Source organism: Erwinia endophytica (assembly GCF_009295515.1).
Lineage (GTDB): Bacteria > Pseudomonadota > Gammaproteobacteria > Enterobacterales > Enterobacteriaceae > Erwinia > Erwinia endophytica.
Window position 1 is genome coordinate 1 of the sequence record NZ_RQVV01000043.1, and the last position, 11,454, is coordinate 11,454.

Below are 11,454 nucleotides of genomic sequence, written 5' to 3' on the forward strand. Positions count from 1 at the left end.
CCTGGCAACAAACACGGGCTAACGAAAGTGAAGCGGTATTAAGCGCAGTTATTTACTATATGGACATAAATAAAATAATGCGAAAGTATAATTTATCTTATGAAAATAGTGTCATTTTTTGGGGCAAGGCGCTGTAGAATCAGGCTATTTTTTCATTGGGGTTGGCAATACGCTGAGCGTGTTTGTGAGAACGCTGGGGATCAAACTGATAGCCAATCAGGGTCCGGTGCAGGTGCAGGCACAGAATGATTTGATGGAGCTCATCGCTCGTGGAGAAATCAGCGTAGTCAGTACCGAAGATCGTATCGAAATTATTGCCAAGAAGCAGGTCACGATCAACGGGGGGGGGAAGCTATATCACCCTTGATGCCAATGGCATTGAATCTGCCACTCTGGGGGAGTACCGGACTAAAGCCGGACACTACGGGCGGAAAGAAAAGGCCAACAAGCCAGAAGACTTCCCAAACGTGGCTCCTGAAACCACAGAACCTTCCAGTAAATTCAGTTTTTCCTGACAAGGAGTCAGTTTATGATTATCAGCCCTCCGTTTCTGAGAGATAAAGATGCCACTCAGTCTGACGCAGACTGGATTGAAGCGATGATGCCTGTCAATGCTCGCCGGGGATATCCTCTGAATGCTTCAGAGTCTTGGCATGGGGGCATCCATATATCACATACGGATGTAGGCACAACACCGGAGAAAGTGAGGGCAATCGCTGACGGGACCGTGGTGTCGTTCCGCAAGCCGTCCCCGCCAGAAAAAAGAGACCAGTTCCCATTAAAGTATGCCCCTGTAAGGGGGACGGATGATGGTTATGTGCTGATAAAGCATGAGACAGAAATAGGTTCCGGAGAGGGCGGTAAGGTAGTTTTTTACTCTTTGTATATGCATCTGAAGTTTCTGGAAGTTGAGATAAAAGCTGACGCCAAAATTTACCGGAAAGACCCACTTGGCTCTTCCGGAATGACTGATGGCCAGAATGAATTTCACTTCCAAATTTTCTGCGATGATGACAACATCAGTAAACTGACGGGACGAAAAACGAAGGAACTGGATATTTCGAAAGATGGTCGAACTGATGCTATTTACGGTGATATCCATTTTTATCTGCCAGCAGGAACAAAGTTTTACGACAAAGCTCCAGCAAACAACAGCACTTCCACAACAGGTATTTCTGAACGCTATACAAGTAATGCGCCTCTGTATGTCAGCATGGCCCTGGTAAAAGGCAACTGTACGATGGTGACCCGGCAAAAAAATGCGCAAATTGACGGGAAGTATGATCTGCTGGGAGAGCCGCTGGTTAACGCCGATGGTGAAGATTATGAATACAATCTTTATAAAACCGCTATGCGGAATTATATGCAGAGCCCCAGTGCCGGATTTGAGTTGCTTCGTTTTGGCCGGGTTATCAATACGGAAAATGAAACGCTGGTTCCGGCTGACGCACCATTATGGATGACAGTCAGGTATCCAGGTGGAACAGGGGTGGTAAATCTTGCCGCTCCCGATATCAAAAAGTTTAGCGATGCAGATTTCCCCCACTGGACAGGATGGCTGCTGGTTGATGATGACAACGATACACACAGTCAGTGTAATTCGGCGATCATAAGAAAGTTGCAGGAAGAAGGCAGTTACGAAATTCAAAGCAACAGGCTTATCTGCTGTTTACCATTCGAGTGGGAAAAAGGCACAATAGATGCCAGATATAAATGGTTGATGACAGGTCTGCCCTGGGAGCAGTGTACGCCGGAAAAAACGGCCATATGGCAGGTTCCCGGGTCGCAGGAATCAAATGAACGTACGCTAATGAGTGAGGAAGACTATGGTAAATTTAAGCAACACGCAGAAGCGCTGTGTTTTGATTCAGGAGCTCTCGGTAGCGGAAGATTGTGGCATTTCAACCCTGTAGATTTTATTACTCACATGAGACTTTGCAGTTGGCTCAGTCTGAACGATATTATTAAATTGGTGAGAAAGTATCAAAAATCACCTGTGGCTGTTTATGATCGTCGACATCCATTAACCATTGATGAACTAACAAAGCGATTAACCGAAGAGGGCACGAACAGTGCAGGGGATGTTAAACGTCCAGCGGCGATAAATGAGGCTCTCCCCAAAATACTAAATAAATATGGAATTAATACACCAATCAGAATTTCACACTTCTTCGGTCAGATGGCTGCTGAAACCGGGCGGTTCGATAGTTTAGTCGAGCTAGGCTCTGCGAACTATTTTTCTGTACACTACGACCCGGGCACGGATCAGGGTCATAAGTTAGGGAATACACTGACTGGTGATGGTGCTAGATTTAAAGGCCGAGGATCTATTCACCTAACTGGAAGGGCTAATTATGGTCATTACAGTGAATATCGGCAAGGTTCAGGTTCTAATTATTTCACTACAGAACCCCATAATGATCTGATTGTAGAGGATGCATTTTTTGCATTTGATGCCGGAGGTTATTACTGGTCCAGTAAGCAAAAATATATAAGCCGCAATGGGCGACTTGTAGCCTCAGGGAAATTAGGTATAAACTTTTGGGCTGATCAAGGTGCGACTCATAACGATGCAGAAGAGGTTACAAGGAGAATAAATCCAGGGAGAATGGCGTTTGAGGACGTCAGGTGGCCTGCGTTTAAGCACGCGTGGTATGTGCTTAACGATTCTACAGAACAAGAAGCCGATTATTTTGCCATTAAGGAATAAATATGAAATATTTAAAATTGCTAATCGTGTTATTTGTGTCGATGACCTTTTCTACATTTGCAATGAGTTCAAATTCAAAATTGACTCCTCAGCAGACGGTCATTAACTTTATAAGTGACTATGAACAGTGGAATGAAGAAGCTACGCAAAATCTAAGTGAAGATACAGGTTTTCAGGCAAAAGATGAGTACATTAAATTACTTAATAAGTATTGCACTCAATCTACAAGCAGGATTGGTTATGATGTCTATGGTCAATACTCGTTGCATATTGCTGATGGGGAAAAAATACTCAGCACTAAAAAAAATGACCAAGGGGTTATAATTAAAACAGGAGTGTCGTCTAGATTTGGAGATACAGACACTGATATGGATTATTTTGAATATCACCTGATTTTGGATAAAAATAAATATTTAATTGAAGAAGTATATCAGTTGTCAAAATCTGGTAAAAAAACTAAAACATTATAAATTCATAAGTTTGAGTCTTAGATGATCTCTTGCAAAAAGTTTGCTGGGGCATCTGATTTGAAGTTTGTTAAGTATAGTGTTTGAAGTTTTATTGTAGTTATTTGGCTGAGAAAATATGTTTTATTCCCTTAAGCATCTTCCAGAACGTTACCCACGACCGGTCACACCAAAAAAAACACGTTGGTTTGCTGTCCTGGCGGCAATGTTGGTCATTAGTGTGATCCTCATGCGTATATTCGGACGCTACATTGATACCAGGCACTTTTGGTTAATTGCCATTGGCACGCCTGTCGTTGTATGGATTGTGAGTTTCAGTATTCGCATGTGGGTCTGGTCATTGCAGGACAGCAAAGCGAATGGTTTTGACCGGCGTCGGGAGCAATGGATCTTGAGTGAGACCCGTAGGGCTCGTCGTGCGCTTCAGGTGTTGAATACGACATTTATTACTGCCCATCAGAAAGATGAACAAGCATCTGTTGCCGTTGAAATGCTCAATAACCACAGCATTATCATTTCGCAGTCTGACTGGAAAGACGAGAAAAGCAAGCGGCTGAGCCGTATTACGACAGAGCCAGAAGATACTCCTGAATTGGTCGCCTCACGTTTGTTCTCAGAACTCATTGCTGATCTGCCAGTTGACCAGTTTCCGGAAAACGCCTCGCTTGCTGTCATCCTCGATGTCTCGTCATCTCTATCAATCCCTGCTGTTTGGGATATCTGGCGGGAAGCCTGGCAGGAGAGCGGCATAACCAGCGCTGTTGAGTATATAGACAGCAATGGGCCGGCGGTAGTCAGCCACTGGCTGGATCACCGCATTAAAGATGAGGCGATGTTATTGATTGTTGGTCTCCAGATTGATCCGGTTGTTTCAAACAATACTGCTGAAGCTGCCGTTGCTCTGCTTCTTGGCAACCGCCTGACACAGGAGGCGCTCGAACCTCTCGCGTTGCTGCACAGGCCAGATGCTGCTCCATCAGGTGAACTGAGTGAGGGGATGAACATGGCTGCCTATAACGTCCCGCTCAAAGAAAATATCGTGAAAAATTTATGGCTTGCCGGGCTGACGGGTGAGCAGCGCGCAGAAGTGATCGCGTGTCAGAATGCACATCCTGCGCAGTCTGTAGAGGACGAAGCCGTCATTTCGCTCGATACGTCCATGGGACATGCCGGAGCCGCAGCCCCCTGGCTGGCGATCGCTGCCGCCACTGAAATCGCCCGACAAACACAGTCACCACAGATGATTATCTGCGGAGATACCACACAGAATGTGCTGTGGAGCACGCTCATTACCCCGATTGCTTCCCGACAGGAGATGGATCTGTGAAGCTACCTTTAGCACCGAAGACTACGGAAGGCCGCTATCTTGCTGTCGCAGTGATTTTCTTTTTGCTGTTAGCCATTATGACGTTCATGGTCTGGAAGCATCCGGATATTGCCGGGATTGAAGGCGGTAGTCAGCAGCAAATTTACTGGCTTATCGCCGGCGGATGTATTTCAGGATGTGCCCTTATCGTGTCAATGGTGCTCCTGGCGGCGGTACGTAGTGCCGGTAAGCAGGAGTTTAATGCGCTTGTCGACAATACCAACGGTGATGATGAGAAAAAGAAACGGGAAAATGATAAAGCGCCAGTCCACCCTGCGGTGGCTATGTGTGACAAGATTCGGGTGCATCTCCGCTCCCGTATTGGCCTTTACTGGCGTCGTAAAACCCGGCTGCTGTTAATCACTGGCGATGAGGCGGCAATCGAGCTACTGGTACCTGGCCTGCAGGATAGCCAGTGGTTTGAAGGCAACCGTACCGTTCTGATTTACGGCGGCAGTCTGACTGCTGAGCCTGATAAGGAAAAATATACCGCGCTGCGTAAATTGAGCCGCGGGCGTCCGCTGGACGGTATTGTGCGCGTCATGCCACAGTCGCTTAATCTGACTCCACAAACCAGCGACAACGATTTACGCGGACTGGAAAAAATCAGTGAACTGCTCCGTTATTCAGCTCCGGTCTGGCTGTGGCAGCTGTGCGACAGCAAGTGGTCACAGGCAAAACGCACTGAACAGACGGTAGGGGCCATTTTCCCGCTGCGTGCTAAGCCTGACGATATTACCCGCCAGCTTGAACTGATGCTGCCGACACTACGGGCGCAGGGTGTGAGTCAGGTCGCTGAAAACAACGGCCATGACTTCCTGCTGCGCCTGGGCCAGCACCTCAAAGACGGCGGTATCGCCCGTTGGGCTCAGCAACTGGTGCCATGGTTGGCTGTCTCCCAGCAGCGCGTTCCGCTGCGTGGCCTGATGTTCAGCCTGCCGGAGAATAAACCTGCAGCTACCGCAGGGGAAACAGCCGGCACTGCACCTGTTGACGCTGAGAAATATGTCCCGCGATCACAACGCCATGCGCTGACCCTGCCGGTGACCTGGCAGGGTATCGTTGATGATTGTACCCGCGTGCGTGGCCGCCGTGTCGGTATGGCGTGGGAACAGACGCTTGCCTGGACACTGATGGCCATTATTGGTGTCTGGGGGGCGGGGACGCTACTGTCGTTTGCGGTCAACCGCCTGCAGATTGTCTCTGTTGCGCAGCAGGCCCATGCCCTGGTGGATCATCCCTCCGTGTCGGATTACCAGCTGACGGCTCTGCACACTCTGCGTAATGACGCCGGCCGCCTTCAGCACCGTATTCAGGAAGGTGCGCCCTGGTACCAGCGCTTCGGTCTGGACCATAACCAGCAACTGCTCGATGCGTTGCTGCCCTGGTACGGCGTGGCGAACAACCGCCTGATACGCGACCCGGCGAATGCCGCCCTGACACAGAAGCTCAGTGTGCTGGCGAATTCTGCCCCCAACAGCGACCAGCGTGCACAGCTGGCGAAACCGGGTTATGACCAGTTGAAAGCCTGGCTGATGATGGCCCGCCCGGATAAAGTCGACGGTGCGTTTTATGCACAGACCCTGAAAGCCGTGCAGCCGACGCGAATGGGTATTTCCACCGGTCTGTGGCAAAGTCTGTCGCCGGATTTATGGGCCTTCTACATCACCGAACTGCCAAAGCAGCCACAGTGGAAAATCACACCGGATGCGCAGCTGGTCAGTCAGAGCCGCCAGGTGCTGTTGCAGCAGATTGGACGGCGTAACGCTGAAAGCACGCTGTACGAGAACATGCTCAAATCCGTGCGTCGTAACTTTGCCGATGTGTCTCTGGAAGATATGACCAGCGGTACTGATGCCCGTCGTCTGTTTACCACCGAAGAGGTGGTGCCGGGCATGTTCACCCGCCAGGCCTGGGAAGGCGGCGTTCAGCAGGCTATCGAAAAGGTAGCAAATTCCCGCCGGGATGAAATTGACTGGGTGCTGAGCGACAGCCGAAAAGCGGTCTCCTCGGATTTGTCGCCGGAAGCACTGAAAGCGCGTCTGACGCAACGTTACTTCACCGACTTTGCCGGCAGCTGGCTGAGTTTCCTCAACAGTCTGCACTGGAATCAGGCAAACAACATTGCAGACGTTACCGACCAGCTGACGCTGATGAGTGACGTTCGGCAGTCGCCACTGATTGCCCTGATGAATACCATCGCCTGGCAGGGGCAGACCGGTCAGCAAAGCGAAGGTCTTTCGGATTCCATCATCAAATCTGCTAAAGACCTCGTAGGCGGAAAAGACAAACCTGCGATTGACCAGTCTGCGTCAGGTCCGCAGGGGCCGCTCAATGAAACCTTTGGACCACTGCTTCAGCTTCTGGGTAAAAACAAAGGCAGCAACGTCATGTCGGCTGACAACTCCCTGAGCCTGCAGACGTATCTGACCCGCATCACCCGCGTGCGTCTGCGTCTGCAGCAGGTGGCCAGTGCCTCTGATCCGCAGGAGATGATGCAGACCCTGGCGCAGACCGTGTTCCAGGGCAAAAGCGTGGACCTGACCGACACCCAACAGTACGGCAGTCTGATTTCGGCAAGTCTTGGCGAAGAGTGGAGTGGTTTTGGCAGCACGATGTTCGTGCAGCCGCTGACCCAGGCCTGGGAGACCGTGCTTCAGCCGTCGGCGGCCAGCCTGAATGACAAATGGAGCCGCTCGGTGGTGGCCAACTGGCACACCGCCTTTGACGGGCGCTTCCCTTTCGCTGCGAGTAAAAGTGATGCCTCCCTGCCGATGCTGGCTGAGTTTTTGCGCAAGGACAGCGGACGTATTGAGCGCTTCCTGACGACAGAGCTCAGCGGTGTGCTGCACAAAGAGGGCAGCCAGTGGGTACCGGATAAGGTCAACAGCCAGGGGCTGAGCTTTAACCCGGCCTTCCTGCGGGCGATTAATCAGTTGAGCCAGCTGTCAGACATTCTGTTCACCGATGGAAGTCAGGGCATCAGCTTTGAGCTGCAGGCGCGCCCTGTACCGCAGGTGGTGGAAACGCAACTGACCATCGATGGCCAGCAGTTGCACTACTTCAACCAGATAACCGACTGGCAGAGCTTCCGCTGGCCGGGAGATACCTATAAGCCGGGAACCATGCTGACCTGGACCACCGTTAACGCCGGTGCGCGCCTGTTCGGGGATTACAGCGGGACCTGGGGCTTTATTCGCTGGCTGGACCAGGGCAGGCGCCAGCAGCTTGACCGCAGCCAGTGGATGATGAGCTTTACCGCACCGGACGGCAGTACCCTGCAGTGGGTACTGCGTTCACAACTCGGGAAAGGTCCGCTGGCGCTGCTGGATCTGCGCAGTTTCACGCTGCCGGATCAGATATTCAGTGTTGACAGCGCCGCCACCGCTCAGGCGCTGATGGTCGATACAGGAAACAGTGACATGGACGGAATTGAATAATGAGCACTTTGCAAAATCTGATTGCTGCCTGTCAGGCGGACGACACTCAGCTGCGACAACAGGCGCGGGTACACACGGAAAACTGGCAGGTCTGGCTTGCTCCGGTCAGCGACACCAGTCCGACCGGAGAAGACCCTGGCTATGATGATGACTTCCAGCGTATTCGTGAGGAGGTAAACAAACTTTCCGGCATCGATACCGGGATGATTTGCACGCTTGCCGAAAAACTGCTGACCACCACAGCCAAAGATATCCGGGTTGCCACCTATTACTGCTGGGCGCGTCTGCACCAGGACGGGGAAACCGGCTTTGCCGAAGGGCTTGAACTGCTGGCGGGATTGGTACAGCGCTATGGAACACAGCTTCATCCTCAGCGCGAGCGGAGCCGTAAACCCGCGCTGGAGTGGCTCGCAGGCTCCCGTGTGCTGGACAGCCTGTCACTCTGGCCGGAAGTGGTACGCGACGATGCACTGCGCACTGCCGGTGCGCTGCTGCTTATTCGCGACAGTCTGGAGACAGAGCCGGAAGCGTCACGCCCAGAGCTGAATGCCCTGTACAGCGCGCTGGAATCTCGCCTGATGAAGGCCGGTGGTGTGAATGCCGTGGTACCACAGAACGCAGGAAACAAGGCACAGACACAAACCCCCACGCATACTCCCGAGTCTGACGCGCCGGTCCTGAGCCGCATTACCTCCGGTCAGGATTTACTGGCCCAGGCCCGTACCCTGACGGGGTACCTGCGTGAGCAACCCGATGGCTGGCTGGCGGCACACCGGCTGATGAAAAGCCTGCGTCATGACACGTTGCACAGTATTCCTGCCCCGGATGCACAGGGGAAAACCCGAATAGAACCGCCCCGTGTAGACCAGCGTGCCATGCTCAAACGCCTGTATCTGCAGCAGAGCTGGTCCGAAATACTGGAGCAGGCAGACAGCGCCTTCTCGCGTGGCGCCAATCACCTCTGGCTGGATTTGCAGTGGTATATCCACCAGGCCCTGATTAAGTCGGGGCAGGATGTGCTGGCTGACATCATCGCCGCCGACCTGAAAGGGTTGTTGCGCCGCCTTACCGGGCTTGAAACCCTGGCCTTTAACGACGGTACGCCGTTTGCCGATGAGGTTACGCTGAACTGGATAAATCAGAGCGTGCTGGACGATATGTCCGGCTGGCGGGATGAGCCGGTCAGTGCCGTCGGTGAGACAGATAACGATATCCTGGCTCTCGAGCCGGAAGCGCTGGAGAAAGCGGACACTGACGGTCTGGATGCAACACTTCACTGGCTGCAGACACGCCCGGGCGCCGACTCCACAAAAGACAAATGGTTGCTGCGTCTGCTGATGGCCCGCGTGGCCGAGCAGAAGGGCAAAAATGAACTGGCCCTGCATCTGCTGGGGGAGCTCGATAGTGCAGCTCAGACAATCACCCTCACGCAGTGGACACCGGCACTGCTGTTTGAAGTGAAATCGCGTCGACTCAGACTGCTGCGCATGAAAGCCACACGCAGTGAAACCGATAAATCACGGCTTCAGCCTGAGATGGATTTGCTTCTGTCTGGTCTGATTGCGCTCGATCCGGCAAGCAGTGTAGTGCTTTGCGGATAACCCGGACAGAATTCAGTTAAAGGGAAACATATGCCAGCAGAAGGCTTTTATCTGGTGCAGGGTGACAAAACGACCTGCGGCGGGAAAATCACTACGGGCGCAGAGGATCACACTCTGTTTGATAAACCGGTTGCCCGGGAGCAGGATAGTGTGACCTGCGGTAAACATGCCGGGCTTTACAGGATAGCCGGTGGCATCGACAACGATACCATACACGACAGGCGAATGGCCGGGACCCTCGACAGCTACAGTACCTGTCCCTGTAAGGCAAAGTTTATTCCGTCGATGATGGATGATACGTACGAGAAGAGCAGTGGGGCCGCTTCCTCTGCAGGAGAGCCTGGAAAGACATCTATAGCGAATGCTGTTTCTCAGGCATTTCTGGCTGGCGCGAAGGCTGATACGATGTTAGCTCCGGGATATCCTACGTTGATTAACACCCATACCGTTCCGGATGACAATGTTCGGGGGATGCTAAGACGTAACAGACATGATTTCCTCTTGCTGACGCTGGAGGAATGCCAGCGGGTTATTGATGGCTGGGATTTTGTTAAAAAAACATGGAAAAATGTCACAACAAATCCCGTCGGAAATACTGTCAAAACATATGCAACGAATATCAATGATGTAGCAAATGCTTCAGCGATGGTTTACAAACTGGGAAGTATCGGTATTACCGCGACGGTGTTTGTTAACCACAAAGGAACACGGCTGATAAAAATTAGTGGTTATGCGGCAATAAGGAAAACGCTCAATGCTCCAGTTTTTGCAGAGATGAACCCGAAAATCATCGAGGCAGGTGTTGGTAAATTTGGTTTGCAGAAATCCATTGTCGATGGCGCGATTCTCGGGTTTGTTTATGTGTCGGTAATAGATACAATTGACTTCATATTGAATGATGAAACCACACTTGCAATGTTCCTTGGAACACTTGCTACCGACCTCGTCAAAGTAGGCATTTCTTCAGCAGCTCTTTACGCCGTTGGGTTATATACAATGTCGGCATATGTTGTCCTGAACATAGCAGTAGTCCTTGTTTTTGGGGCTGGTCTGGCCTGGGTGTTAAACACAATTGATAAGAAATATCATATTACGGATAACCTGGTTGAGTTTATGGCTCCTTACATCGAATCTGCACAACAAGAGTTTGTTGAAAAATCCCGAGAGGTTTCAAACGATGTACTCGATTTAGGGGCTATGTATATTAATGGAATGCTTAGAAAAGGCCGGCAGGTCGTCGAGTCTGAGATAAAACAGTATGTTAAGAAATACATTGGCGACCTAACTTCACAGGTAATTGACTTATGAGTCCAAAACGCAGGTTTATTGGAACCCTTATTATTTGGTGTGTTTCATCGTTTGGTTCTTTATGGTTTGCAAATGATGCATTTAGTGAACTATTTTATTTTGGGAGTGATGTTGTTTTTTCACCAACTGTTTCCGCTCTGCTAATGATTCCGATAATCCTTCTCTTTCCATGTATATACTGGTATTTGGCTATGCGGCACGGAGAGGAACAGGCAATTATCAAATGCAAAAACGCTAATAGAGTTTTTATAGGTTTGGTTGGTGTGTTTTTTGTAAGTTCTGTCATCTTTTCCTTTGCATACACTTCGACTCTTACTAGTAAAGGCTATGTGAAATGCGCTGGTCGCCCGGATGGATGGATGCCTGGAATGGCTACGAAATATGTGCTTCCGCCATCTGTATGCGGTGGGGGTAATAATTAATCATTTTTACCGCCAGCATAAACTTATTCAGTGAAGTTTTATTTGATAATGATATTCATGCGACAATTACTAAGCAGAAATCAATATGGATGACTTAACCCTGCGTTATTACGACGCGGAAATGCGCTACCTGCTTGAAG

General features: G+C 50.7%; 7 protein-coding genes and 1 pseudogene. All 8 read left to right on the top strand.

Going from position 1 to position 11,454, the window contains the following annotated elements; translation table 11 throughout:
* Positions 1-151: 151 nt before the first annotated feature.
* A pseudogene (locus EH228_RS13130) lies at positions 152-515 on the top strand (DUF2345 domain-containing protein); the annotation flags it as partial.
* 14 nt (positions 516-529) lie between these two features.
* Entirely contained in the window at positions 530-2,710 is a 2,181-nt protein-coding gene (locus EH228_RS20740; RefSeq protein WP_338030661.1) for a hydroxyethylthiazole kinase, read from the top strand.
* 2 nt (positions 2,711-2,712) lie between these two features.
* Positions 2,713-3,180 carry a hypothetical protein gene (locus EH228_RS13140; protein WP_152322105.1) on the top strand — a complete coding sequence of 156 codons (468 nt, stop codon included), beginning with the start codon at positions 2,713-2,715 and terminating at the stop codon, positions 3,178-3,180.
* Between the two features lie 115 nt (positions 3,181-3,295).
* Entirely contained in the window at positions 3,296-4,504 is a 1,209-nt protein-coding gene (locus tag EH228_RS13145) for a hypothetical protein (protein WP_152322106.1), read from the top strand.
* Entirely contained in the window at positions 4,501-7,983 is a 3,483-nt protein-coding gene (locus EH228_RS13150; protein ID WP_152322107.1) for an ImcF-related family protein, read from the top strand. Before EH228_RS13145 ends, EH228_RS13150 begins: the two co-directional genes overlap by 4 nt.
* On the top strand, positions 7,983-9,584 hold the full coding sequence (gene tssA / locus EH228_RS13155; RefSeq protein ID WP_152322108.1) for a type VI secretion system protein TssA: 1,602 nt from the start codon (positions 7,983-7,985) through the stop codon (positions 9,582-9,584). Before EH228_RS13150 ends, tssA begins: the two co-directional genes overlap by 1 nt.
* Positions 9,585-9,614: 30 nt before the next feature.
* Entirely contained in the window at positions 9,615-10,892 is a 1,278-nt protein-coding gene (locus EH228_RS13160; RefSeq protein WP_152322109.1) for a PAAR domain-containing protein, read from the top strand.
* On the top strand, positions 10,889-11,314 hold the full coding sequence (locus EH228_RS13165) for a DUF1240 domain-containing protein (RefSeq protein WP_152322110.1): 426 nt from the start codon (positions 10,889-10,891) through the stop codon (positions 11,312-11,314). Before EH228_RS13160 ends, EH228_RS13165 begins: the two co-directional genes overlap by 4 nt.
* Positions 11,315-11,454 lie beyond the last annotated feature (140 nt).

What these genes read in the sequence shown, in the direction of transcription:
- EH228_RS13165 (WP_152322110.1), top strand. Translation starts at nt 10,889, where the DNA reads ATGAGTCCAAAACGCAGGTTTATTGGAACCCTTATTATTTGGTGTGTT.
- EH228_RS13160 (WP_152322109.1), top strand. Translation starts at nt 9,615, where the DNA reads ATGCCAGCAGAAGGCTTTTATCTGGTGCAGGGTGACAAAACGACCTGC.
- EH228_RS20740 (WP_338030661.1), top strand. Translation starts at nt 530, where the DNA reads ATGATTATCAGCCCTCCGTTTCTGAGAGATAAAGATGCCACTCAGTCT.
- tssA (WP_152322108.1), top strand. Translation starts at nt 7,983, where the DNA reads ATGAGCACTTTGCAAAATCTGATTGCTGCCTGTCAGGCGGACGACACT.
- EH228_RS13145 (WP_152322106.1), top strand. Translation starts at nt 3,296, where the DNA reads ATGTTTTATTCCCTTAAGCATCTTCCAGAACGTTACCCACGACCGGTC.
- EH228_RS13140 (WP_152322105.1), top strand. Translation starts at nt 2,713, where the DNA reads ATGAAATATTTAAAATTGCTAATCGTGTTATTTGTGTCGATGACCTTT.